Here is a 22,827-nt window from a genome sequence, read left to right as displayed (position 1 = left end):
GCTGTACTCCGGAAAAAACGTCCCGATCAGGCGGTGCGGTCCGGCGGAACGAGCATCACGTTTCCGTCCGCACGAGCGACGATGTCCTCGGAGACGCTCCCGAGCAGGAGTCGGCGCAAGCGGCTATGGCCACGCGAACCAAGCAGCGTCGTCGTCGGCCGATACTCGTCTTCGGCGGCGAGAATCTCGTCGGCGGGGTCGCCCTGTCTGAGGTCGGTTCGGGTTTCGATTCCCCAGTCTTCAAGGCGCTCGGCGAGCGCCGCGAGTTCGGCTTCCGGATCCTCGCCCTCGCTGAGTCCGGGGTCTTTCGGCGTCCCGACGTGGACGAGCGTCGCCTCCTGAGTAGCGTGGCGAAGGTACGAGAACGACTCGAAGGCGCGCTCGGCGTTGGCGGAGAAGTCCGTCGCGAACAGCATGCGCTGGAAGAGGTGTTCGCGGAGCACTTCGGGGTCGTCCGCGGCGCGTTCGATCCGGTTGACGACCAGCGGGACGACGGTCGTGCGGGCGAGGTTCCGGGCCGTCGAGCCGATCACGCGGTTTTCGAGCGGGCTTTTCCCCCGCGACCCGACGATGGTCAGGCCCGCGCCGACGGTCTCGGCGACGCCGTTGATCCGCCGGTGTGGCGTCCCGCGCACGACGTGGGTTTCGACGTCGAACCCGGCCGACTCGATCACGCTCCGATAGCGGTCAAGGCCCCGCTTTCGCCGTTTCTCAAAGTCGATCCCGGGCATCCCCGCGTGGACGTTCGCCGGGATGACAGTTACGAGATGCATCTCCTCGACGCCGATCCGGCCGAGACAGTTCAGACAGGTCTCGCTCTCGATCGTCGCCTCGCTCGCCGCAGAGAGGTCCGTCGCAAGTACCGCTTTCATACCCAGTCATACGGATGGCGGGTATAATATTGTTTGGTTTAACCATTATTGTGGTTCCTGTGGGATGCCGAATGAGACCCGTGGGTGTGGTAATCGGCCCGTGGTAACAGGACACACGGGTGTTGGTTCGCGCCTATGGCGCGCGGTTTCGACTGACAGGCTCCAGTGTGCTGGTGGGCTATGCTGTATATTTGCATACGTTATCAAAATATATGCGTTGGTTAGGCGTCGGATAGCTGGCTGTAATATTGTATGGATATCCCACAAGCGTTATACACTCCCTCCGAGTAGAGGGTATTGAAGAGAATGACCCGAACACGCGAAACACAGGGGTGGACGATATGATCGACGTGATCACACTTCCCGAATACGTGCAGGCGGCGATACTCATCGGGGTAGTACTGGCAGAGGCAGTTGCGTTCTATGCTGGCTACGGAGCGCTCGAAGACGTACTCGCTCCCGCGATAATCGAAACTATAGAGCAAATCTAACCTATGGAGGTACTCGGACTCGGACTCGAGTTGCTGGTCCTGTTTGTCGGCTTCGGCTTCATGGTCGGGGTCTTCTTCGGTTTCTTCGGGATGGGCGGCTCGTTTCTGGTCACGCCGGCACTACTGATCCTCGGCTATCCGGCGCCGGTAGCGATCGGTAGCTCGATGGCGTTCGTCTTCGGGACGGCTGTCATCGCGACGATGAAACACCACGACGTCGGCTCTGTCGACTACAAACTCGGAGCGCTGATGTTCGTGGGTATCGCCGTCGGGATCGAGATCGGCAAGTACGGTGTGCTGGCACTAGACGCGCTCGGACAGGCGGAACTGGTCGTGGGCAGCGTCTACATCCTGTTGCTGGCCGCGATCGGCGTGCTGTTCGTGCGGAGTGCACTCCAGCAGGACGACGACGGCGACGACGAAGCGGAGTCCGATCCCGACGATATACCCGAGATAGCCAAGACGATCAAGTCCTACAACATCCCGCCGATGGTGACACTCACTGACGGCTCTAAAGCGTCCATGTGGACGATCACCGGCGTTGGCGGTGGTGTCGGCGTCGTCTCCGGCTTTCTCGGGGTCGGCGGCGGCTTTATTCGGATGCCCGCAATCTACTACCTCATCGGCGTCCCGCTGGCGGCGGCCGTTGGGACGAGCCTCTTCGGTGCGCTGATGTCGGGCGCCGTCGGTGCCTTCTCGTACGGACTAGACGGCGTCGTTAACCTCGGTGTCGTCACGGCGCTACTGGCGGGGAGTGCCCTCGGTGCTCGGATCGGATCGGCGTCGACCGCCTACGTCGACGAGAGCGACGTGACTATCTACTTCGGCATCATGCTGTTGCTGGCGAGCGTCGCGGTCGCCTTTGGCGAACTCGCCTCCTGGCTCTCGATACCGATCCTCGATACCGTGAGTTTCGTTCTGCTCCTCGGCTCCTCGGCGTTTGTCACCGTCGTGATCTTCTACTACGGTGCACAGGCGATCAGGGAGAACGGCCGAACAGCAACAGCCTCGCCGGGAGGGAACGATTGATAGGCTTGGATTACCCAGACACATTAGCGATGTGGGCTCCGCTCCCTCGAAACCCGGACGCGCTGCGACTGTCGATAGCCGTTTGCTCGGGTGAACGACGATGAGTCTCGTCCCAGTGGTCGCTCTCGTCCTCGCTCTTGGGGTTGCGTCCCGTGTGCTTGGAGACCACTTTCGACTTCCAAGTGTCCTGTTTCTGATCGTGGCTGGCGTCCTGATCGGCCCCGAATTCCTCGGGATCGTCTCACGCGAGACGTTCGGCGGCGGCCTCACCACGATGGTCGGTGTTAGCGTCGGGATTATCCTCTTTGAGGGAGGGTATCATCTACATCTGGACAAAATCCGGGAAGCGCCGGATGCGCTGTTGCGATTGATTACTATCGGTGCGGCGATCACGTGGTTCGGCACTGCCGCGGCCGTCATCGTGTTTCTCGACACCAGCATCGAGGTCGGCCTGCTCGTCGGTGCCCTGCTGATCGCCACCGGCCCCACGGTGATCGGCCCGATTCTCAACGTCGTCACCGTTCGTGGCCACGTCGGTGCGCTCCTCGAAGGGGAGGGTGTTATCAACGACGTCACGGCCGCAATCCTGGCTGTCGTCGTCTTCGAGGTGCTCGTACTTGGCGACGGTAGCCTGTCCTTCTTCCTTTACGACTTCGGGCTACGCCTCCTGGTCGGCTTTACGAGTGGCGCGCTCGTTGCAGGCGCGATCTGGGTGTTGCTCACCCGGAGTGATATCGGCCCGGATACGGCCGCGTTGCACGCCAGGCTGATCGTACTCGCCGGAATCATCGTCTCGTACGGCGCTGCCGAGGTCGTCGCCAAGGAGACCGGAATCGCCGCTGCGGCGATGGCGGGGTTCATCCTCGGCAACGTCGATCTCCCCCACCACGAGGAGGTCATCGACTTCCTCGACGATCTCTCGGTCGTCGTACTCTCGTTCGTGTTCGTGGCACTGGCCGCCCTGATCGACTTCGGCGACATACTCGCGCTAGGGGTGGCGGGCATCGCCATCGTCGTGGCGATCACGGTGGTGTTGCGGCCCGCGGTGATCTACCTATCGACGACGAACGAGCGGTTCACGCGCAACGAGCGAATGTTCCTGAGCGCGGTCGGGCCGCGTGGCATCATCCCGGCAAGCGTTGCGACGCTGTTTGCCCTCGAACTAGAAGTACTCGGCCAGGGAGAGGCGGCCCAGTTGCTGGCAGGTACAGTCTTCCTGATCATCTTCGCGACGGTGATCCTGCAGGCCGGGCCAGCACGACAGATCGCGGACTACCTCGACGTATCACCAATGCGCACCATCATCATCGGCGCGGGACGGGTCGGCCTGTCCCTCGCAGAACGACTCGAACAGGACGGAGAGAACGTACTGGTTATCGACAACGATCCCGACGCTGCCGAGCGATCACGCGAGAGAGGCTTCCGGACTATCGAGGGCGACGGCACCGATTCGGCGGTCCTCCGGAAAGCGGACGCCAACCGCGCGAAGACGGTCGTCGCGACGACGCCCGACGACGACGTCAACCTCCTCGCGTGTCAGCTTGCGAAGACGACGTTTGACGTCGAAAAAGTCGCCTCGAGGGTCAACCAGCCGGACAACGTCGACGCCTTCGAGTCGCTCGGCGTCCGGGCAATCGACCTCTCGATGGCGACGGCCTGGTCGCTCGAAAACGTGCTCGAACGACCGTCGTTGTCGGGCTGGATGAACGAACTCGGCCGGACCGGCGACGTTCAGGAGATCGAGGTCACGGCCCAGGATCTGGTCGGGAAGACCATCGCGGAACTCAACGCGCAGATCCCGGAGGGCTGTATCGTCGGCCTCCTGACCCACGCGAACGGAAAGACGGAGGTTCCGACGGGCGATCACGAACTCGCCAAGGGTGATCTGATCACGTTCCTCGGTCAGACGGATGCGGTCGACCGTGCAGTCAAGCGGTTCCACCCCCACGACTGAGCGGTTCAGGGTCGCTCATTGGGATTGTACAATATTCACAAAACCTTATGTCCGTCCGGTCCCATCCTACTGATATGCCTAACTCGATGGCGGAACAGCTTCAGCAGGATATGGCGTGTGAGGGCCTGCTAGAGTGCATTCACGGGCTCAAGCAGCTCGACAAGGACTGTTACAGAGAGCTAGTAGAGAGCGAGGAACCGCTGACGATCGACGAGATCGGCGAGCGCGTCGACCGCGAGCGCTCGACGGCGTACCGCTCGATCCAGCGGCTACTCAAGAGCGGTTTCATCCAGAAAGAGCAAGTAAACTACGACGACGGTGGCTACTACCACGTCTACTACCCCACCGATCCCGAGAAGATCGCTGACAACATGCAACGGATGCTCAACGACTGGTACGCGAAGATGGGCCAGCTCATCCAGGAGTTCGAGGACAAGTACGAACACGCCGCCGATGAGCCGGTTGTGACGAGCGAAAGCACGTCGTGACCGGCACGTCCGAATCGGTCCCACGAACAGAACTCGTAGCGACGACGCTCGAACTCGTCGCCCACGACACCACCAATCCGCCGGGAAACACTCGTGACATCGTCGAGTGGATCGAGACTGAGTTCACCGATGCCGGCATTCGGACCGAGCGGTTCGCAGTCGACGACCGGAAACCGAACCTTCTCGCAACGATACCCGGTCAGAGCGAGACGACGCTTCTGTACAGCGGTCATCTCGACACGGTGCCGTACGATCCGGACGGCTGGTCGTTCGACCCCCACGGCGAACGTGTGGACGACCGGCTTTACGGCCGCGGGACGACCGATATGAAGGGATCCGTCGGAGCGATGATCGCCGTCGCACGCCACTATGCTACCGCCGAGACGCCGCCACCGGTGACGCTTTCGTTCGCGTTCGTCAGTGACGAGGAAGTCGCAGGCGACGCGGGCGTAACCGCTCTTCTCGACGCCGATCGGCTAGACGCGGACGCCTGCGTGATCGGCGAACCGACAGCTACGGGCGGCGTCCCGTCGATCACGGTGGCCGACCGCGGGAGCATCTGGCTCACGCTCGAAGCGGTCGGCGAAGCGGCCCACGGCTCTCGCCCGATGCTCGGCGAGAACGCTATCGACCGACTCTGGGGTGCGATCGAGTCGGTTCGAGGGGGACTCTCGGAGCGCGAGTTCGATCTCCCGTCCGGCGTCGAACCGATCGTCGCCGAATCGATCGAGTATTACGCTGAATCGATGGGGCGACAGACCGCGCAGCGCCTGTTCGAGCATCCGACCGTGAATCTCGGGACGATCGATGGCGGGGAGAACGTCAACAGCGTGCCGCGTGCGGCGAGCGCACAGTTAGACGTACGGCTTACCGCGGGCGTCGAGACGTCCACCGTCCTCGACGAGATTCGGGACTGGATCGGCGACCACGAGGGAGTACAGATTGCGGACGTCTCCTGGAGCGTCGGAAGCTACGAGGCACCCGACACCCCGCTGGTCGGGGCAGTCGGAGACGTCGCCGAAACAGTGCTCGGCAGGCGGGTCTATCGGCGGAGCGCGACGGGCGGCGGCGACGCGAAACAGTTCCGTGAGGCTGGCATCCCGACCGTCGAGTTCGGCGTCGGAACCGACTCCGTCCACGGCTGTGACGAGTACACGACAGTCGAGGCGCTCTCCACGATGGCCGAGACGTATCGCCGTCTGCCCGCGGCGTACGCCTCTACCGAGTGAGTCGCCTGTACACTGGTATCTTTTCACACGCCGGCGCTTATAGTATTGTACAAGATTTGCAAAACACTTATGTCCCGGTGACCCGTACATATTGTTGATGACAACAGACACACGAAGTGAAACGGATACTGCGTCACCGAGTGAGCCGGTTCAGATCGAGGGAACGAGCCACCTCGACGAGCTCGTTGCGGAGCAGGACGTCGTTCTCGTCGACTTCTACGCGGACTGGTGTGGCCCCTGTCAGATGATGGAGCCGTCGATCAAGAAACTCGCTGCAGAATCCGACGCGACGGTCGCGAAGGTAGACGTCGACGCCCGGCAGCAGCTAGCCAGCGCCTACGGCGTCCGCGGCGTTCCGACGTCGGTGCTGTTCGCAGACGGTGAGCAGGTCGACCAGCAGGTCGGAATGATCCCCGAAGAACGACTCTTCGATCTGGTCGAAGGCTACACCGACGAATGAGCGAGGTTCAGGACGTCGTTATCGTCGGCTCAGGTGTCGCCGGACTCTCGGCGGCGGTGTACACCGCTCGTGCCGACCTCGATCCGCTCGTCCTGGAAGGGCCAGAGCCGGGCGGCCAACTGACGCTCACGACTGACGTCGAGAACTATCTCGGCTTCCCCGAGGGCGTCGGCGGGATGGAACTGATCCAGAACGGCAAAGAGCAGGCCGAGCGCTTCGGCGCGGAGTTCGAGCACGGCACCGTCGAGACCGCCAGTGTCGAGGACCGACCGATCGAACTGGGACTCTCGAACGGCGACGTGCTCCGAACGCGCTCGCTGGTCGTCGCGACCGGTGCGAGCGCCCGCTGGGTCGGTGCCGAAAACGAGGACGAACTGATGGGCTACGGCCTCTCGACGTGTGCGACCTGTGACGGTGCCTTCCACCGGGGCGACGACGTGCTCGTGATCGGTGGGGGCGACAGCGCGATGGAGGAGGCGCTCTTCCTCGCGAAGTTCGCCGACACCGTCACCGTCGTCCACCGGCGCGGGGAGCTACGTGCCTCCGACATCATGGCCCAGCGCGCCCGTGAGAACGAGAAGATCGAGTTCCGCTGGAACGCCGAACTACTGGCGATCCATGGCTCGCAGGACGATGGTGTCACGGCGGCGACGCTCGTGAGCCACCCCGACGGTCACCCCACGGAGAAACTCGGCGACGGCGTCCGCGAACGCGCCGCCGCTGGGGAACCCCTGCACGCGCTCGGGGACGTCCAGGCCGAGCGCGTAGACGTCGGCGGCATCTTCTACGGCGTCGGTCACGTCCCGAACACCGACTTCCTCGCGGATACGCCGGTCGACCTCGATGCGGACGGCTACGTCGAGACGACGGGCGGGATGACTACCGACACCGGCGTCGAGGGCGTCTTCGGCGCGGGCGACGTGATGGACCCCGAGTACCGGCAGGCGATCACGGCGGCAGGGACCGGAAGTATGGCCGCGCTGGACGCCGAAACATGGCTCGAGAGCGAAGCCGTCGCAGAGGCCGACCCCCAGCCAGTCGAAGTGCAGGCGGACGATTAGACCGGCCCGCTCGATACGGATTCGGACGGTCGGAGAGATCCGAGCGGTAACCATTAGACGGCGGCCCCGAATTATCGGACCATGGACTACGACACACTCCGGGCGGACATCCCCGCTCTCGAACGCGGCATCTACTTCAACACTGGCGCGGGGGGGCCCAGCCCACGCCGCGTCGTCGATGCCGTCGAGTCGGCACTGGAATCCCACGAGTACGAGACGCCGGTCTCGAAGGGGATGTACGGCCCGATGGGCGAGCGACACGAGTCGACGAAGTCGGCCGTCGCCGACCTGCTTGGCGCGACCCCCGAAGAGATAGCGCTCACCCAGAGCACGACCGACGGGATCAACCGCGTCGCGGGCGCGCTCGACTGGGACGAAGACGACGTCGTCGTCCGGACCGATCTCGAACATCCGTCGGGCATCCTGCCGTGGCGGAAACTCGAACGCAGGCACGGTGTCGACGTCAGAGTGCTCGAAACCGAGGCCGGCCGACTGGATATCGAGGCGGTCAAAACCGCCGCAGAAGACGCGACGCTGTTCGTTCTCAGTTCGATTACGTGGACTCACGGCACCCGCCTGCCGGTCGGAGAGATAGTCGACATCGCTCACGACGCCGGTGCGGCAGTGCTGGTCGACGCCGTCCAGTCGCCGGGCCAGACCGTGGTCGACGTCGAGGGGTGGGGTGCGGACTTCGTCGTCGGTGCCGCACACAAGTGGTTGCTCGGTCCTTTCGGGGCCGGCTTTCTCTACGTCCGCTCCGGCGCGGAACGCGACATGCTCCCCTCAGCGATCGGCTACCGGAGCGTTACCGAGGCAACGGCTCACGATTACGAATACCACACGGGCGCAGGGCGCTTCGAGGTCGGGACCACGAGTCCCGCGCTGTACGCCGGACTCGAAGAGGCGATTGCGCTCCACAACGAGTTAGGGGTCGACGCCATCGAGTCACGCATCGAGACGCTCACCGACCGCCTCAAAACGGGACTGCCGGACGAGCGCTTACTGAGCCCCCGAGCGTTCGAATCCGGCTTCGTGACGGTCGCCACAGACGACCCCGAACACGACGTCGAGCGTCTGGCAGAAAAGGACATCCGCGTTCGTGACCTGCCCTATCCCGAGGCAATTCGGGTGTCCGTCCACGCGTTCAACACGCGCGATGAGATCGACCGACTGCTCGAACTATTATAAACCGACTCCTCGCATTCACCGACTGTTCTGGAGTTCGCGCTGCCGGCCTTTCGGCATCATCGAGCGGAACTCGTCGTGGACGTACAGGCCCACACCGAGCGGTTCGCGTTCGTCCGCGACCTGGTGGGCCGCGATCAGATATCCCCAGTCACCGTCCCAGTCGAGTTCCTGATCCTCGCCGGTGAGAAACGCGTGTGCCGCCTCCTCCGAGAGTTCGATGACGTTCTTGGTCGCCGCGCGTCCGAACCGCTGTGCGGCGTCTGTCGTCGGTTTCCAGTGTTCCTGTCGGGTCCGTAGAAACGTCATCCCGAGCCCTTCGATGCGGGTGGGCGACGGAATGTCGTCGGCAAAGATCCAGATCTTTCCGGCCCCTTTCTCCCAGAAGGTGTACGCCTCGAAGGTCCCGGCTGGAAGGTCAAAGCGAGTCTGCCACCAGTCGATGACCTCCTCGCGGGTGGCCCGTCCCTTGACCTCCCGTTCGTCTGCCGTCGCCGGGAGTCGGTCGAAGCGGTCGCCGACGTTCTCGCTCATCGGCCCACCTCCAGCGTCGCACAGAAGAACCCGCCAGTGTCGTTGTGATGCGGGTAGATCCGGGCGGCCTTCGCGACGTCCGGATCGAACTGCTCGCCCTCGAACTCGGTGACACCGGGGGCGTACTCCAGCGGGATGTCCTGCTCGACGATCCGACAGTCCTCCTTGTCGAGGACCTGATCGAGGACGCGCTCGTTCTCCTCGGGCGCGAACGTACAGGTCGAGTAGACGACCCGCCCGCCGGGGGTCGTCGCCTGAATCGCGCGCCGGAGGATCCCCTGCTGGATGCCGGCGACGCTTTTGACGTGGCCCAGCGACCACTCGTCGAAGGTATCCGGGTTCTTCCGGATCGTTCCCTCACAGGAGCAGGGTGCGTCGACGAGCGCGCGGTCGAACGCGTCGACGCGCCGGTCGTCCTCGCTCCCCTCGCCGAAGGGCTTCAGCGAGAAGTTTCTGGCGTCCTGATTCGTTACGGCCATGTTCGTCACCCCGAGTCGTTCGGCGTTGAATCGGAGCGCCGAAAGCCGACCCAGGTTGTTGTCGTTCGCCACGACGAGTCCGCGGTCCTCCATCAGTGCCGAGAGTTGCGTCGCCTTGCTTCCCGGTGCGGCGGCGGCGTCCCAGACGCGCTCGCCGGGTTGCGGGTCGAGTACCATCGCGGGCAGGGACGATACCTCCTCCTGGCCGTGGATCCAGCCGTGGACCGAGGGCCACGTGGTTCCCGGCGAGGTAGTCTCCAGGCGGAAGATACCCTCCGCCCAGTCGGCCCGTTCGTAGCCGATCCCTGCCTCGTCGAACGCGGCCATCACCTGTTCGGGCGTCGTCTTGATCGTGTTGACCCGAACTGCCGACGGCAACGGGCGCTCGCAGGCGTCGATAAACGCCTCGAAGTCGTCGATCAGCGGCCGATATCGCTCCAGCGGTTTCATTACCGCCGCTTTCGCCCGGGGAGCGTTTGTCGGTTTCGGAGTGCCGCCCCGCCACGGAACCGGAGTCTCCGACTGGGGCCGGATTTACTATCTTGGCGCATGAACACACAACACATGGGACACATCCAACGGCACGAGGAAATCGAACTGGACGCGCCGACGCTCGTCGAGGGGATGCCGGGTATCGGCCTCGTCGGGAAGATTGCGACCGATCACCTGATCGAGGAGTTCGATATGTCCTACTACGCGAGCATCCACTGCGAAGGGATCGCACCGATCGGCGTCTACGAGGAGGGAGACCGTACAGTGCGGCCGCCGGTTCGCCTGTATGTGGACGAGGAGCGCGACCTGCTGGCGCTCCGGAGCGACGTCCCGATACCGGCCGATGCGACTTCGGAGTTTGCGACGTGTCTCACGGGCTTGATCGAATCCGAGGACGTCGATCCGCTCTATCTGAGCGGCTTCCCGGCCGAAAAGGACGACGAGCCACCCGGCCTGTTCGGCGTCGCGACCGGCGAGGCGGCGGCCGATAGGTTGGACGATCACGGGATCGACCTCCCGGACGAGAACGGTGCAGTCGCCGGACCCGCAGGCGGCCTGCTCAATCGGGCGGCACAGACCGGCCTCGCCTCCACCGTGCTGGTCGTCGAGAGCGATCCGCAGTTCCCCGACCCCGAGGCGGCGCGGATTCTGATCACGCGCGGAATCGAGCCACTGGCAGGGATCGATGTCGAAGTCGAGGGACTCGTCGAGCAGGCGGACTCGATCCGTGAGCAGAAAGAACAACTCGCCCAGCGGATGCAAGAGGCCGACACACAGGAGAGCTCACAGGCCCAGCGGATCAAGATGTTCCAGTGAGTGACTCGCGATAAATTATAAAATCTCCATCACATACTTACCGGGTGACATGGTGCATCATGCAACGCGATCTAACACATATCATATATTGTAAAATAGTATATTTGTGAGGGGATTGTAGCTGATGTTGTGCGAAGCCAAGAGCTAATTCACCTCCACGCGTTGCTGGTTGAGGTACGAGGATATCTAGAACGCGAGGAGAGGCTACCTGCTGGTGCGTTCGCTGCCTACGATGCACAACAGACAGGCCCGTTTCACATTCATCAATCAAAGGAAGAACACAAACAGGCAATCAGCTTGCTAGTCGAAGGTATCGATCGATCGATACAATCGGATCCGCCGCGGGAGGAAGCGTCGATACAGTAACCTCGTCGCTTCGTCACAGAATATCGACATCCTCCCGTGGCTCGCGATACGTTCTCGTTGCGGACTCTGAACATCAACAGTTAACCCGGATCGGCCCCCCCACATTTGTATGACTGAGTTCGCAGCACGGGTCGAAGGAATATCGATTAGCGGGATCCGCGAAGTGTTCGAGGCCGCGGGCGAGGACGCCATCAACCTCGGTCTCGGCCAGCCGGACTTCCCGACGCCGGAGCACGCCCGGTCGGCCGCCGTCGACGCGATCCAATCGGGCAAAGCTGACGGTTACACCTCGAACAAAGGAACCGAGAGCCTCCGCGAGGCTATCAGCACCGCGTACGACCGTGATCACGGGATCACCGTCGAACCGGGCAACGTCATCGCCACCGCCGGTGGCAGCGAGGCGCTCCATCTCGCGGTGGAAGCCCACGTCGATCCGGGGGAGGAAGTGATCTTCCCCGATCCGGGCTTCGTCTCCTACGATGCCCTGACGCGACTGGCCGACGGCGTGCCCAAGCCCGTCCCACTGCGCGAGGACCTCACACTCGACCCGGCGACGGTCGAGGAGGCCATCACCGAGGAGACTGCCGCCTTCGTCATCAACAGCCCCGCGAACCCGACTGGCGCAGTACAGGACGAGGCCGACATCCGCGAGTTCGCCCGGATCGCCGACGAACACGACGTACTCTGTATCTCCGACGAGGTGTACGAGCATATCGTCTTCGAGGGGGAGCACCACTCGCCGATCGAATACGCGGAGAGCGACAACGTCGTCGTCGTCGGCGCATGCTCGAAGACCTACTCGATGACTGGCTGGCGACTCGGCTGGGTCACGGGATCCAACCGCCGCGTCGAACGGATGCTCCGCGTCCACCAGTATATGCAGGCGTGTGCGAGCGCCCCGGCCCAGTACGCCGCCGAAGCCGCACTGAACGGCCCGCGGGAGCCAGTCGAGGAGATGGTCGCGGCGTTCGAGGAGCGCCGTGACGTCGTGCTTGACGGGCTTGACGATGCCGGGCTTGCGGTTCCCAAGCCCAGCGGCGCGTTCTACGTCATGCCGAAAGTGCCCGATGGTTGGGTCGACGAACTGATCGATAGCGGCGTCGTCGCCGTACCGGGCGATGCGTTCGGCGTCCACGGCGACGGCTACGCCCGCCTCTCCTATGCGACGAGCATGGAAGAGCTAAAAGAGGCGCTGGAGATCATTCGGGACGTGACCGCGCGAGTCGAGTAACCAGACGGTCGGCTCTCTTTGCCGACGCCGCCAACTTCTAATCGTATTTACAAAAATCGATTGATCCTACTAATTATACCGTATGCGGACGAACAAGGCCGTATGAGCGAGGCCATAGCCGACCGAGAGTTCGGTGGACTTCCAGAAGCAATCGATCCGTCCGACGCCTTTGCCCTGCTCGGGAACGAACTCCGCATCGATATCCTCCGCGCAATGTGGGCGGAAGACGGTGGACCCGTTGCGTTCTCGGATCTCTACGGCGCGGTCGGCGTCGACGATAGCGCACAGTTCAACTACCACCTCAAGAAGCTTACTGACCACTTCGTTCGCCACGCCGACGACGGCTACGAACTCCGCCACTCGGGGGAGAAAGTCATCCAGGCGGTCCTGGCAGGGTCGTTCACCGGACACCCGCAGACGACCATCGACACCGTGGATCCGTGCACGCAGTGTGGAGCGGAACTCAGGGCAGTCTACGCCGACGAGCAACTGCGCATCCGGTGTCCCGAGTGTGAACACGAACACGGCAAGTACTCCTTTCCGCCGGGCGGACTGATCGACCGCACCGACGAGGAGGTCTTGCGAGCGTTCGACCAGCGTGTCCGCCATCTTCACTGTCTGGCCAAAGACGGCGTCTGTCCCGAGTGCAACGGTCGAATGCAGACGACTATCGAACGCGAGGGCGATTGCTGTCTGAGCGCGTCGGTCCGGGTCGAGCACGTCTGTGACTACTGCCAGCACTCGCTGTGTTCGGCCCTCGGACTGGGACTGCTCGATCAGTCCCCAGTCGTCGCCTTCTACGACGAGCACGGAATCGACCTCGCCGCGACTCCGTACTGGCGACTGGAGTGGTGTGTCAGCGACGACCCCGTCACCGTCCGATCGCACGACCCCCCGCGCGTGGCGGTCGATCTGATCGTCGACGACGACACGATGACCGTCGTACTCGACGAGGACCTCGAAATCATCGATACCGAGCGCCCGGATATTTCTGCATAGCCTGCCGACCCCGCTCGTTCCTGAAATCGATTTAAGTAAACGCGGTTACAGAAATGTATTTCAGATTATACTTATGGCGGTACAGGCCGTAGCAATACGTGTATGAGCCAAACACCATCGCTTCACACCGCACGTCAGTCCCCGTCTGCAGATCCGTTCGTCGCCGCTCTGTTGACCGCTGGCGTGTTCGCGCTGATAATCGCATTGTCATATCCAGTACTGTCGTTCGCAGTCTTCGCCGGCGCGCTCACGACACTGCTTGCCCGTCGTCTCGCGACACAGTTGGGCTGAAACCGGTGTCGCGCCGGACCCTGACTATATGTAAGTACCGTCCATACCGTGGTGTATGTCGCTCGCACGCCACGGGGCGGGACACGACGCATCCGTACGCGCCCTGCTCTCCCAGGTACACCCCGTATTCATGCTCCCACCGATTGCCGCCGCGCTCTTTGGCGGCGTCCTCGCCGGGTCGTTCGACCCGTCCCTTGCGGGGATCCACGCTGTCGCGGTCTTTGCCGCCGTCTACACCGCTCACGTCAAGGACGGCTACGTGGACTTCCACATCCGCGGCGAGGACGACGACCACCCCCTCACTGTCGGTGGCTGTCGTGCCGCACTCGCCGGAGCGACGATCCTCTTTTTCGCCTGCACAATCGCGCTGGCCCTGCTCGTCGACGCCGCCGCCGCGCTGGTGACCCTGCCGTGCTGGCTGATCGGCTACCACCACGCACCCCAGCTAGATACCAATCCGTTCACCACGACGACCGGCTATCCCGCCGGAATCGCGTTCGCCCTGCTTGGCGGGTTCTACGTGCAGGCCACGACCGTTGCTCCCGTCACGCTCGCCTTCGCCGCCGTCTTTCTCGTCCTCCTCTCGGGCGTCAAGGTGATCGACGACATGCAGGACTACGAGTACGACCTGTCGATCGAGAAACGTACGGTTGCGGTGTCGCTCGGCCCCGACCGCGCGATGTCGCTCGCCTACGGGCTGATGCTGGTCGCGCTCCTCCTGGTGCTTGCGCTGGCCGCGCTCGGCCCGTTTCCGCCGAGTTCCGTGCTGGCCGCCCTCGCCTTCGGCGTCGTCGCCGGATTCGCCCGGCGCGGCGACCCCGAAATCGCCACGATGTTGCTCGTCAGGGGCAGTTACGTCTTTCTCGCCGTCCTCGTCGCGGCGGTGTGGTGGCAGCCGCTGGTCTGACAGAGATTGGGGAGACGCCCGGCCGGTCAGGACGCCGTGCTGACGATTTTGATGACGTCGCCCTCCTCCAGTTCGTAGTTCTCGCTGATCTCGCGGCTGGTCTTCGCGTTGACGGCGTGGAGGTAGCCGTCGCCGATATCGGAGTGGACGGCGTAGGCCAGATCGACCGGTGTCGAGCCACGCCGGAGCAAGAAGGCGTCCGGGAGCACGTTCCCCTTCGCGTCGGTCCACTTGCTGGCGTCCTGCACGGGATAGGCCGTGATCCGGTCGAGCAGGTCGTAGACCGCGTAGTCGAGCGCACCCTGGATTCCGGTGCCGTCCCAGCGGTCCATCGCGCCGCGGAGGCCGTCGAGCGCCTCGCGTTGTTGCTCGCTGACGCTCTCGCCGATCTCGAACTCGGCGTCGCCGGGGTCGTAGTCGACGAGGCCCGCGTCGGCGGCGTTGCGCAGGGCGAGTTCGCCCTCCGCCGTCGTGGGGATCACCGGCTTGTCGAGGTCGAGTAGCTTCTCGACGTTCTCCTCGGGCGCGATATCGATCTTGTTCGCCGCGACGATGATCGGCTTGGTTCGCTTGCGGACGTCTCGTGCGAGGGCTTCGCGGTGCTCGTCGGTCCAGTCCGCCGGGTTCTCGGGGTATTCGACCTCGCGCAGGCTTGCCGCGACCTCGGCCTCAGTCGCACCGAATCCGGTCAGCATGTCGGCCAGCGCCTCGTCGATATCGAACCCCGGCGAGCGGGATTTGCGTTCGATGGACTCCCAGTTGCGGTCGACGATGCCCGCCAGCCAGAGATCCATCTCCTCCTCGATGAAGTCGATATCCTCGATCGGATCGTGACTGCCGGTCTCGACGGGTTCACCTTCCGCGTTGGTCCCACCGGACGCGTCGACGACGTTGACGATGGCATCGGCGTTCGTGAGTTCGTCGAGGAACTGATTGCCCAACCCTTTCCCCTCGTGGGCACCGGGGACGAGGCCTGCCACGTCGAGCAACTCGATCGGAACGTAGCGCTTGCCGTCGTGACAGTTGTCGTTCCCACAGCGCTCGTCGCGGGTCAGACACGGACACTCGGTCCGGGCGTGGGTGACACCCCGGTTTGCATCAATCGTCGTAAACGGGTAGTTGGCGACATCGACGTCCGCCCGCGTCGCCGCGGTATAAAACGTGGACTTGCCGGCGTTCGGTTTCCCGGCAAGCGCGATAGAGATCATTGTACGTGCTTTCTCGGGTCTCCGAAAACTGCCTTTCGGTTCGAGGGTTCCGAACGATCCGTGAACTGCGACCGATTAGTCCGCTGAGCGGGCCGAGTCGCATCCGTGCGAGAGCAGAACGTTCTCTGGGCTCTCGGCCCCGCATCTCCGGTCGACACACCGCATTTTACGTACCCGGCGGAGTAGTTGGATATATGACAACAGAAGCGGCGTCGAGGAGCTCCGACGTGCCGTTCAGAACGCGTCTCGTGAGAGTCGTCGTCTCGGTGGTCGTCCTGACTGCCGTGACGGTCGTTCTCGGGTACGGCGGCTGGATCGTCCTGACGCTCACCGCCAGGATCGGGGGCTACGATCCGAAGACGGACGAGGGGGAGTTGCTTCGTGATCGGTTGCTGGAGTGGCCCGACCGCAACAGGGAGGTCATGCGCTCGAACGGACGAGCCGACCTTCCGTTGCGGCCATAGCGGAACTGTCCGTCTCCGTCGACGCTGGCCATCCGGCTACGAATCCTCATCCAGGGCAGGATCGAACAGGTCTTCGATCGAACAGTCGAAATGCTCCGCGAGTTTGAACGCGAGTTCGAGCGACGGATCGTACCGATCCCGCTCGATGGCGTTGATCGTCTGTCGGGAGACGTCGAGTGCGGCAGCCAGGTCGGCCTGACTCTCCCCGCGCTCGTTGCGCCGTTCCCGAATATCACAGTTCATCTGTCCCGGTAGTAGCCGAGAGCGACCCCGTAGGTCATGTAGACGATGGCTGTCGTCCAGGCGACCGTTACGGAGGCGGGTCCCCATGCGAAGTGGTCAGTCGCCGAAAGGACGACCAACGAGGGGAAGACGAGTGCGGAGAGCCAGCCGAACGCGGCCATCGTGAACCCGCTTGCGCGCCGGTGGATGGTATCGTCGCGTTCGTCGAACAGCAGGTGGTCCGTCGTGTACGGAATCGACACTGCAGCAGTCATTCCGACGACGTAGAGCCCGACCGCAATAAACGGTCGCTGGAGAGCAGAGCCAACGCCGAGGGAGACGCCTGCAAACACGCCGAGGGCAAGCATCAGTCGCTTGTACGTTTTCGGGGATCTGTTCTGGGCGAGACCGGTCTGAGTCTGTGTCATGAGTCGTGGCACCTCTCTGGTTCGTAAAGCAGCCTTTCCGTAAAGTACGCTTTACAGTAAAGTCTTGTTTACACCTGAGACATAAATCCACCGATCGATGAGAGAGCAGAACCCGCGAAATCGGAAGTCGTAGTCAAAGATACAGAGCAGACAAGACCGGATCCGGCCAGAACCCATCCGCATCGACGGATTTCCCGACCCGTGGGTCTCCACAGGTTCAAGAGACATAGCGCGCCCATCGTCGCCGTGATCCGCGTCGTACTCGCCGTTCTGCTGACGACCTCATTGCTCGCCATTGCACTGCCCGCCATCGACCGCGGAGCGGCTACCAGGACCGAAGGGACACTCGACCGTGCTGCCGGCGATATCGAGACCGCCGCAACCTCGCTCGTCGACGACGAAGAGCCACCGCCGGCCGGCGTCGACGGCGCGAAGCGAAGCCTGACGCTGACGCTTCCGCGCGAGTCGTTTACCAGCCGACCGGTCGACCGGTTCGAGATCCATCGCGTAACCGCGAACCGGTCAGTGATCCGCTACGCGGTCGACGGTCGCCATACGACGACAGTCCACGTCGATGCCCCGATCGTCGACGCCGCGAACCCCTCCGGCGACAGTCTCGAACTGCGGGGCAGTGGCGAGCGAATAGTCGTCCTGTCGCTCACCCGCGAGCGCGGCACTGGCGAACCGCTCGTCGTGCTTTCCCGCCGATGAGCCACAATCTCCCCCGACGGTTTAAGTACTATCCCGCGGCCAGCGCGGGCCATGGATACCGAGACACCGGTCGATGGCTGGTACGTCTGGCTCGGCGTCGGCGTCGTGAGCGTCGCGCTCGCCGGCCTGGCGCTGGGTCTGCCGTCGACGCCGCCGCCGGACGCCACCGCGGCGGCAAACACCATCGAGGAGACGGCCAGCACCCCCCACGAAGCGACGGGTAGATACGCTCACGACGCGACCGAAGCGCGGATCGGCGAACGACGACTTTGGCTCCGGGCCGACGACTGCGAGAGCACTGCACGGATCGCATACGGTCGGATGGTTCCGGTCGCCGAGGACGAGCAGTTGCGGGCCGTCCTGGACGGTGACGACCCGCGAACGCTCTACGATCACAACACAGAGAAAGAGGCCTGGGCGGCCTTTCACGCGGACGTCGAAGCCGGCCGGAGCCGGGCCGGGAATCCAGCGTGGCGACCCGCCGATGGCACCCTCCGCGTGCGAGCGTTCGACTATCCCGCACCCGGAGGTGAGAGGCGTGTCACGCTCGTTGCGGCCTGAGAAACGCGGTCAGACGGAGCCAGTCGCCGCGCTCGTCGCCGTCGCGGCCGTCTGTCTCGCCATGAGTCTGTACGCGGGCTACGCCGGCGACACACTTTCCGGCACCAGCGACCGGAGCGTCGAGGAGACGGCACTCGATGCCGTCTGGACCGAACTCAGTAAGGACGGCCTCTACACACCTGGTGAGGACTCGCTTCGGGCGCTCCCCCGCAGAGCAGTTCCCGAGGGCTATCACGTCCGCATCGCTGTCTCTGTTGAGAGCCCACTCGGGGAGCAACAGGTCGTCGAGAGTACCCGAGTCGATGCTCACGGTGATGGTGATCCGGGCGCTCCGCCGGATGACGCCCGCACCGCGAGTCGACCGATCCCGGTCGTCAGCGAGGAACTCCCCGGCGACGTCAAGATCGGCCGGCTACGAGTGGAGGTCTGGCAGTGAGCCCTGATCGGCGCGCCATCAGCACCGTTATCGACGTTACGCTCTGTCTGGCGCTGGTCAGCGCGGCGGTGCTGACGATTGCCGTCGTCGCGGAGACCGACGAGGCCGACCCCGGGCCGGAACGTGCAGAGCAGACGGCCGAACTGCTCGGAGCGACGACCACCTCCGTCGAGTACTCGGTCCGGCCGGTGACGGCGCACGACGAGTTCGACGCCGATCCGATCGGTACGAGCGCCGCGTACGAGCGGACCGACCACGGGCCAGTGGCGGGACTGCTGGCGTCGGCCGCCGTCGCGAACGCCGAAATCGACGGCTATCGACTCACCCGCGCCGGTGAAGACTACGAAGCCGGTCTCGATGGGGTCCTCTCGGAGACGTCGGCGACGGTCGATGGCACCGTCCACGTGACCGCAGTCTGGCAGCCCTACGAGGGCTCGTCGATCCGTGGCGAAGCCACGGCCGGACCGGAGCCTCCGGCCGAGGCCGACGTCAGCAGCGCCACGATAACCGTCCCATCGGGGGTCGACCAGCCCGACGAAACCGAGCTACGTGAGGCCTACGCCCAGGAGTACGAGACGCTCGCACAGGTTGTCGCAAGCGCGGTCGTGGAGGGGTACTTCCCGCCGGAGGAGACACAACTCACCCTCGAACGGCAGGGTGTCGAGCGCCAGCTAATCGAGTATCGCTATCGGCGGGCTGTCACGGCGCTCGACGGCATCGAGCGCTACGACGTCGACGACGAGATCAGCCGAACGGACGCCGACGCGACGGCAGCGAACGACGAGATTGCGGCCGCGCTTGCCGAGGAGGTCGTCGCTAGCGAGCTATCGGACGCGCTCGACCGGGAGATCGATAGCTCGGTCGAGACGAGTCGCAGCGACGCAGATCGGATCGCCCAGGCGACCGACGAACTACTCACGAGCGGTGAAGTGACCATCGTCGTCAGGACGTGGGGAGCATGAGATCGAAGCCCACCCACTCGATCCGCGTCGACGACCGGGCGCGAGTCCCCTTCGCCATGCTCGGTGTGCTGTTGCTCGTCAGCAGCGTCGGGGTCGTCGCCACGCTAGAGACGCGGCCCGAACCCCACATCGACGACGATCCGTCCGCCGCCCTCGACCGGACGACGGCGGCCTCACAGACGGCGGTCCGGGCGGCCGTCGTCGATGCGACCGAGACCGCCGCACAGTCGCCACTCACCGAGGCGGACCCGAACAGCAGTATCGGTGCCGCGCTCGCGGGGCGGGAGGACGACCCGCTCGACGCCTACCTGGCGCTCCTGATCTATCTGGAGACGGGAGAGCGCCTGGAGCACACCAGCCAGGGGATCGGTGGTGAGACGACCGCGACGGCGTCGCTCCCCGCAGTTGATCCGACAGCCGAAAGCGTTGATCGCGCTCTCGGCCGGATCGACCTGCAGACGCCGGCAGAGCCCGGTGTCGAGACTGGCACTCTGCGCGTGACCGTCGAGGACGTCTCCTTCGAGGTCGAGCGCCGTGGAGAGACGCTCTCACACCGGAAACAGGATCTGACCGTCACCGTCGCTTCGACCCTACACGAACTCCACGAGCGGACCGACGAGTACGAAGCGCGGCTGAACACCGGCATCTTCGACGAGACGACCGGCTACGACGGGTTCGGCCGTCGGCTTGCCGCACGGCTCTATCCCGTGGCCTACCTCAAGATCGCACAGAAATACCGGAAGCCCGACGACTTCGGGAACATCACCCCCAACGAGCACACCGAAGTGCTCGCCAACCACGCCGCGTTCTCGATCCAGAAATCGACGTTCGGGACGACCGATCCGCACGGCGAGCGAACGATGCGCGGCGCGTGGGCCTGTATGGGGGCCGATATCGGCGAGGAACTGATGGCATCGAAGAGTAACTCGGAGGACGGCTACGACGCCGCGCAGTTCTGCAGTGATCTGGAGTACGTCTACGGCGATCAGGAGGGCGAACTTCCGGACGCGCCGACACTGACAGAAGTCGCCGAGGACGAAGTCGTGGGGTCGAAGTTTGCCAACGCCACGGTCGAAATTCCTATCGACGAGTTCGCCGACCTCGCGTACTACGACGTGGTTGGAGAAGACGTCGGCTGGGACGAGGACGATCCGATGAGCGGCGACGCGTTCGAGGGGAGCGAAGCGATCGATTCGGAGGATACGCCGGACTCTCTCGACACGCTGATCGATACCGCCAGCGGGGAGATTCCGGGTGTCGTCGACTCGGTGTACAGCGCATCGGTCCGGGCCGAGGACGACGTGGAGACGAGCGGAGCGCTGCCGAGCGCCGACCCACCGAAGCAGGTCGCGAACAACCTCGGCAACTGGACCGAAGCGTACGCCGACCGCGAGACGCTTGTCCTCAACAGCGAGACGTGCGTCGAGGGGGAGACACTTTGGCGGGACTCGACGGACCAGCGCCGCCCGCTCTACGAGTACGAGGTGACCCTCGTCAACGAGTACGAGCAGACCCGCACCTGGGACTGGAACGGGACGGAGGGGACGAACCGGACCGAGATGACTGACGATCACAATCGAACCGGGTCGATTACGAGCACCGATCGCTCGACCAGACGTTTCGAGGTGACGGTCAAAATCGAGGGCAGACACAGCCACGGAGCGGCCCTCGACGGTGCAGGCTACGACGGGCGGATCGACCACGCGTTCCGACCCGGCGGGTCGGTTCGGCCCAGTCCACAGCGACAGCGCGTCGGGAATTTCGAGGAGATCCACGACGGCGCTATCGAGCGCATCTTCGGCGCACACACCGATCCCGACGACCTCCCGTCGACGCTGGCACAACGAATCGATCCCGAGGCCGTCTTTCGGGCTGAGCAACTCGTCTCGACGCTGGCGTACGAGGACGAACGCTGGATCGACGTCCCCGTCGAACCGGACGACGAGGCGGCGCTAGAAGCGTGGCTGGAGGCCGAAGCCTACGACGTGCGGGCCGACGTAAAGAGACAGATCGGGCCGCTCTCGGTCGAGCGACATGAGCTACTCACCGCCGACAACAGCCCAATCAAGCGGTATACCGATGCGCTACGCCGCAATCGGGCGTCGCTCGTCGTCGATGGCGAGCAGGGCGGCTACGAGAACGCCCCGGCGAAGGCCAGAGCGGAACTGCGCCTGGCCTACGTCGAGAGCGTCATCGACGCCGTCGAAGCCGTCGGTGACAGCCACGAGGGGCTTCGCGACGGTGTCGAACAGGAGGTCACAGACCACCTCGGCGAGGACGCCGCGGCAGCCAACGACGTCCTCGATACCTCGCTTGGCATCGGACAGGACGCGCTGAACGGCGATATCGAAGAGAACGCTGGCTCGCTCGATGGCTCTCCGCTGACAGGGAACGCCCGGTTCGACGTCCGGGGAGCCCCAACGTATCTCTCGCTCGATACGGTCGAGCGCGAGGACGTGGCTGCAGTGCGACCGGCCGGCACACCGCCACTCGAGACTGAGGGTGCGACCCACGCGCCGCTGACCGCCCGGTACGCGAATCCGATCGGCTACCCGGGGGTTCCGGTCGTTCCGTACCCGGGCCTCTGGTTTGCCTCGGTTAGCGTCTGGGACGTCGAAGTGAAAGGGGAATACGCTCGGTTCGAGGTGAGCGCGGCGGACGGCGCTCCGGACTCCCCATCCGGAACGACCTATATTCGCGAGGACAGACGGGTCAGCGTCGATATCGGTGGCGAGCAGTACGCCCTCGGACGCGTCGATCCGATCGAGTTTTCGAGTCGAACGCTGGTCGTCGGCGTCGTCCCCGGGGGATCACCGGGGGTCGGGGACACTGATCAGTGGTTCGACTGCGCCGACTCGTGGGACAGTGTCGGGCCCGGGTTCGATCCTGATGGGCCAAACATCGAATGCCCGGGAGACCGAGACGGGAACCCCACACACGATAGCGAGTGA

At 64.0% G+C, this 22,827-nt stretch carries 26 protein-coding genes; 20 read left to right on the top strand and 6 right to left on the bottom strand.

What is annotated here, in order from left to right:
- Positions 1 to 26: 26 nt before the first annotated feature.
- On the bottom strand, positions 27 to 872 hold the full coding sequence (locus tag ACFQL3_RS11450) for a universal stress protein (RefSeq protein ID WP_377054360.1): 846 nt from the start codon (positions 870 to 872) through the stop codon (positions 27 to 29).
- A 341-nt stretch (positions 873 to 1,213) separates the two neighbouring features.
- Here ACFQL3_RS11450 and ACFQL3_RS11445 point away from each other — a divergent pair, with 341 nt between their 5' ends.
- The 8 genes from ACFQL3_RS11445 to ACFQL3_RS11410 all read left to right on the top strand — a co-directional run bounded on the left by ACFQL3_RS11445 (position 1,214) and on the right by ACFQL3_RS11410 (position 8,772).
- On the top strand, positions 1,214 to 1,363 hold the full coding sequence (locus ACFQL3_RS11445) for a DUF7512 family protein (protein ID WP_377054358.1): 150 nt from the start codon (positions 1,214 to 1,216) through the stop codon (positions 1,361 to 1,363).
- A 3-nt stretch (positions 1,364 to 1,366) separates the two neighbouring features.
- On the top strand, positions 1,367 to 2,392 hold the full coding sequence (locus tag ACFQL3_RS11440) for a sulfite exporter TauE/SafE family protein (RefSeq protein WP_377054356.1): 1,026 nt from the start codon (positions 1,367 to 1,369) through the stop codon (positions 2,390 to 2,392).
- Positions 2,393 to 2,492: 100 nt separating this feature from the next.
- Positions 2,493 to 4,346 carry a cation:proton antiporter gene (locus ACFQL3_RS11435; protein ID WP_377054354.1) on the top strand — a complete coding sequence of 618 codons (1,854 nt, stop codon included), beginning with the start codon at positions 2,493 to 2,495 and terminating at the stop codon, positions 4,344 to 4,346.
- 74 nt (positions 4,347 to 4,420) lie between these two features.
- Complete coding sequence (locus ACFQL3_RS11430; protein WP_377054352.1) at positions 4,421 to 4,834, top strand: helix-turn-helix domain-containing protein; 414 nt, start codon at positions 4,421 to 4,423, stop codon at positions 4,832 to 4,834.
- Complete coding sequence (locus ACFQL3_RS11425) at positions 4,831 to 6,063, top strand: M20 family metallopeptidase (protein WP_377054350.1); 1,233 nt, start codon at positions 4,831 to 4,833, stop codon at positions 6,061 to 6,063. Before ACFQL3_RS11430 ends, ACFQL3_RS11425 begins: the two co-directional genes overlap by 4 nt.
- A gap of 97 nt (positions 6,064 to 6,160) precedes the next feature.
- Positions 6,161 to 6,523, top strand: coding sequence for a thioredoxin (gene trxA, locus ACFQL3_RS11420; protein ID WP_377054348.1), 363 nt, complete (start codon positions 6,161 to 6,163; stop codon positions 6,521 to 6,523).
- Entirely contained in the window at positions 6,520 to 7,584 is a 1,065-nt protein-coding gene (locus ACFQL3_RS11415) for an NAD(P)/FAD-dependent oxidoreductase (RefSeq protein ID WP_377054346.1), read from the top strand. The genes trxA and ACFQL3_RS11415 overlap by 4 nt, the downstream gene beginning before the upstream one ends.
- An 81-nt stretch (positions 7,585 to 7,665) precedes the next feature.
- Positions 7,666 to 8,772: an aminotransferase class V-fold PLP-dependent enzyme gene (locus tag ACFQL3_RS11410; RefSeq protein WP_377054344.1), complete on the top strand. Its 1,107-nt coding sequence runs from the start codon at positions 7,666 to 7,668 to the stop codon at positions 8,770 to 8,772.
- 15 nt (positions 8,773 to 8,787) lie between these two features.
- Here the strand turns inward: ACFQL3_RS11410 and ACFQL3_RS11405 are convergent, their stop codons facing one another.
- Both ACFQL3_RS11405 and ACFQL3_RS11400 read right to left on the bottom strand, forming a co-directional pair.
- On the bottom strand, positions 8,788 to 9,303 hold the full coding sequence (locus ACFQL3_RS11405) for a DUF7122 family protein (RefSeq protein ID WP_377054342.1): 516 nt from the start codon (positions 9,301 to 9,303) through the stop codon (positions 8,788 to 8,790).
- Positions 9,300 to 10,232, bottom strand: coding sequence for an RsmB/NOP family class I SAM-dependent RNA methyltransferase (locus ACFQL3_RS11400; RefSeq protein WP_377054340.1), 933 nt, complete (start codon positions 10,230 to 10,232; stop codon positions 9,300 to 9,302). The genes ACFQL3_RS11405 and ACFQL3_RS11400 overlap by 4 nt, the downstream gene beginning before the upstream one ends.
- A 114-nt stretch (positions 10,233 to 10,346) precedes the next feature.
- On the opposite strand from ACFQL3_RS11400, the gene ACFQL3_RS11395 reads away from it, so the two are divergent.
- The 6 genes from ACFQL3_RS11395 (at position 10,347) to ACFQL3_RS11370 (ending at position 14,884) form a co-directional block, all read left to right on the top strand.
- A complete protein-coding gene (locus ACFQL3_RS11395) occupies positions 10,347 to 11,090 on the top strand; it encodes a proteasome assembly chaperone family protein (RefSeq protein ID WP_377054338.1) in 744 nt (247 codons plus the stop codon).
- Between the two features lie 129 nt (positions 11,091 to 11,219).
- Entirely contained in the window at positions 11,220 to 11,456 is a 237-nt protein-coding gene (locus tag ACFQL3_RS11390) for a UPF0058 family protein (RefSeq protein ID WP_377054336.1), read from the top strand.
- A gap of 109 nt (positions 11,457 to 11,565) precedes the next feature.
- Complete coding sequence (locus ACFQL3_RS11385; RefSeq protein ID WP_377054334.1) at positions 11,566 to 12,687, top strand: pyridoxal phosphate-dependent aminotransferase; 1,122 nt, start codon at positions 11,566 to 11,568, stop codon at positions 12,685 to 12,687.
- A 102-nt stretch (positions 12,688 to 12,789) separates the two neighbouring features.
- Positions 12,790 to 13,686, top strand: coding sequence for a DUF7351 domain-containing protein (locus tag ACFQL3_RS11380; protein WP_377054332.1), 897 nt, complete (start codon positions 12,790 to 12,792; stop codon positions 13,684 to 13,686).
- Positions 13,687 to 13,788: 102 nt separating this feature from the next.
- Positions 13,789 to 13,977 carry a hypothetical protein gene (locus ACFQL3_RS11375; protein ID WP_377054330.1) on the top strand — a complete coding sequence of 63 codons (189 nt, stop codon included), beginning with the start codon at positions 13,789 to 13,791 and terminating at the stop codon, positions 13,975 to 13,977.
- A gap of 55 nt (positions 13,978 to 14,032) precedes the next feature.
- Positions 14,033 to 14,884, top strand: coding sequence for a UbiA family prenyltransferase (locus ACFQL3_RS11370; protein ID WP_377054328.1), 852 nt, complete (start codon positions 14,033 to 14,035; stop codon positions 14,882 to 14,884).
- A 26-nt stretch (positions 14,885 to 14,910) separates the two neighbouring features.
- Here ACFQL3_RS11370 and ACFQL3_RS11365 read toward each other — a convergent pair whose 3' ends face one another.
- A complete protein-coding gene (locus tag ACFQL3_RS11365) occupies positions 14,911 to 16,092 on the bottom strand; it encodes a redox-regulated ATPase YchF (protein ID WP_377054326.1) in 1,182 nt (393 codons plus the stop codon).
- Between the two features lie 194 nt (positions 16,093 to 16,286).
- Between ACFQL3_RS11365 and ACFQL3_RS11360 the strand changes: the two genes are divergently transcribed.
- On the top strand, positions 16,287 to 16,556 hold the full coding sequence (locus tag ACFQL3_RS11360; RefSeq protein ID WP_377054324.1) for a hypothetical protein: 270 nt from the start codon (positions 16,287 to 16,289) through the stop codon (positions 16,554 to 16,556).
- Between the two features lie 36 nt (positions 16,557 to 16,592).
- On the opposite strand, the gene ACFQL3_RS11355 is transcribed toward ACFQL3_RS11360, so the two are convergent.
- Positions 16,593 to 16,799 carry a helix-turn-helix transcriptional regulator gene (locus ACFQL3_RS11355; protein WP_377054322.1) on the bottom strand — a complete coding sequence of 69 codons (207 nt, stop codon included), beginning with the start codon at positions 16,797 to 16,799 and terminating at the stop codon, positions 16,593 to 16,595.
- Positions 16,796 to 17,206, bottom strand: a complete 411-nt coding sequence (locus ACFQL3_RS11350) for a DUF2178 domain-containing protein (protein WP_377054320.1) — start codon at positions 17,204 to 17,206, stop codon at positions 16,796 to 16,798. The genes ACFQL3_RS11355 and ACFQL3_RS11350 overlap by 4 nt, the downstream gene beginning before the upstream one ends.
- Positions 17,207 to 17,452: 246 nt before the next feature.
- On the opposite strand from ACFQL3_RS11350, the gene ACFQL3_RS11345 reads away from it, so the two are divergent.
- Genes ACFQL3_RS11345 through ACFQL3_RS11325 form a run of 5 tightly spaced genes read left to right on the top strand, consistent with a single transcriptional unit; the run spans position 17,453 to position 22,827 of the window.
- Positions 17,453 to 17,917 carry a DUF7311 family protein gene (locus ACFQL3_RS11345; RefSeq protein WP_377054318.1) on the top strand — a complete coding sequence of 155 codons (465 nt, stop codon included), beginning with the start codon at positions 17,453 to 17,455 and terminating at the stop codon, positions 17,915 to 17,917.
- A 51-nt stretch (positions 17,918 to 17,968) separates the two neighbouring features.
- Positions 17,969 to 18,478, top strand: coding sequence for a DUF7283 family protein (locus ACFQL3_RS11340; RefSeq protein WP_377054316.1), 510 nt, complete (start codon positions 17,969 to 17,971; stop codon positions 18,476 to 18,478).
- Positions 18,456 to 18,914 carry a DUF7285 family protein gene (locus ACFQL3_RS11335; protein ID WP_377054314.1) on the top strand — a complete coding sequence of 153 codons (459 nt, stop codon included), beginning with the start codon at positions 18,456 to 18,458 and terminating at the stop codon, positions 18,912 to 18,914. The genes ACFQL3_RS11340 and ACFQL3_RS11335 overlap by 23 nt, the downstream gene beginning before the upstream one ends.
- Complete coding sequence (locus ACFQL3_RS11330) at positions 18,911 to 19,876, top strand: DUF7284 family protein (RefSeq protein WP_377054312.1); 966 nt, start codon at positions 18,911 to 18,913, stop codon at positions 19,874 to 19,876. Before ACFQL3_RS11335 ends, ACFQL3_RS11330 begins: the two co-directional genes overlap by 4 nt.
- Complete coding sequence (locus ACFQL3_RS11325; protein WP_377054310.1) at positions 19,873 to 22,827, top strand: DUF7286 family protein; 2,955 nt, start codon at positions 19,873 to 19,875, stop codon at positions 22,825 to 22,827. The genes ACFQL3_RS11330 and ACFQL3_RS11325 overlap by 4 nt, the downstream gene beginning before the upstream one ends.

It is taken from the genome of Natronoarchaeum sp. GCM10025321 (assembly GCF_042663585.1).
Classification (GTDB): Archaea; Halobacteriota; Halobacteria; order Halobacteriales; family Natronoarchaeaceae; genus Natranaeroarchaeum.
This window is presented reverse-complemented; position numbering and strand designations above follow the sequence as displayed.

Coding starts and splice junctions, on each gene's coding strand:
- ACFQL3_RS11450 (WP_377054360.1), bottom strand. CDS start 872: ATGAAAGCGGTACTTGCGACGGACCTCTCTGCGGCGAGCGAGGCGACG.
- ACFQL3_RS11445 (WP_377054358.1), top strand. CDS start 1,214: ATGATCGACGTGATCACACTTCCCGAATACGTGCAGGCGGCGATACTC.
- ACFQL3_RS11440 (WP_377054356.1), top strand. CDS start 1,367: ATGGAGGTACTCGGACTCGGACTCGAGTTGCTGGTCCTGTTTGTCGGC.
- ACFQL3_RS11435 (WP_377054354.1), top strand. CDS start 2,493: ATGAGTCTCGTCCCAGTGGTCGCTCTCGTCCTCGCTCTTGGGGTTGCG.
- ACFQL3_RS11430 (WP_377054352.1), top strand. CDS start 4,421: ATGCCTAACTCGATGGCGGAACAGCTTCAGCAGGATATGGCGTGTGAG.
- trxA (WP_377054348.1), top strand. CDS start 6,161: ATGACAACAGACACACGAAGTGAAACGGATACTGCGTCACCGAGTGAG.
- ACFQL3_RS11415 (WP_377054346.1), top strand. CDS start 6,520: ATGAGCGAGGTTCAGGACGTCGTTATCGTCGGCTCAGGTGTCGCCGGA.
- ACFQL3_RS11410 (WP_377054344.1), top strand. CDS start 7,666: ATGGACTACGACACACTCCGGGCGGACATCCCCGCTCTCGAACGCGGC.
- ACFQL3_RS11405 (WP_377054342.1), bottom strand. CDS start 9,303: ATGAGCGAGAACGTCGGCGACCGCTTCGACCGACTCCCGGCGACGGCA.
- ACFQL3_RS11400 (WP_377054340.1), bottom strand. CDS start 10,232: ATGAAACCGCTGGAGCGATATCGGCCGCTGATCGACGACTTCGAGGCG.
- ACFQL3_RS11395 (WP_377054338.1), top strand. CDS start 10,347: ATGGGACACATCCAACGGCACGAGGAAATCGAACTGGACGCGCCGACG.
- ACFQL3_RS11385 (WP_377054334.1), top strand. CDS start 11,566: ATGACTGAGTTCGCAGCACGGGTCGAAGGAATATCGATTAGCGGGATC.
- ACFQL3_RS11380 (WP_377054332.1), top strand. CDS start 12,790: ATGAGCGAGGCCATAGCCGACCGAGAGTTCGGTGGACTTCCAGAAGCA.
- ACFQL3_RS11375 (WP_377054330.1), top strand. CDS start 13,789: ATGAGCCAAACACCATCGCTTCACACCGCACGTCAGTCCCCGTCTGCA.
- ACFQL3_RS11370 (WP_377054328.1), top strand. CDS start 14,033: ATGTCGCTCGCACGCCACGGGGCGGGACACGACGCATCCGTACGCGCC.
- ACFQL3_RS11365 (WP_377054326.1), bottom strand. CDS start 16,092: ATGATCTCTATCGCGCTTGCCGGGAAACCGAACGCCGGCAAGTCCACG.
- ACFQL3_RS11360 (WP_377054324.1), top strand. CDS start 16,287: ATGACAACAGAAGCGGCGTCGAGGAGCTCCGACGTGCCGTTCAGAACG.
- ACFQL3_RS11355 (WP_377054322.1), bottom strand. CDS start 16,799: ATGAACTGTGATATTCGGGAACGGCGCAACGAGCGCGGGGAGAGTCAG.
- ACFQL3_RS11350 (WP_377054320.1), bottom strand. CDS start 17,206: ATGACACAGACTCAGACCGGTCTCGCCCAGAACAGATCCCCGAAAACG.
- ACFQL3_RS11340 (WP_377054316.1), top strand. CDS start 17,969: ATGGATACCGAGACACCGGTCGATGGCTGGTACGTCTGGCTCGGCGTC.
- ACFQL3_RS11325 (WP_377054310.1), top strand. CDS start 19,873: ATGAGATCGAAGCCCACCCACTCGATCCGCGTCGACGACCGGGCGCGA.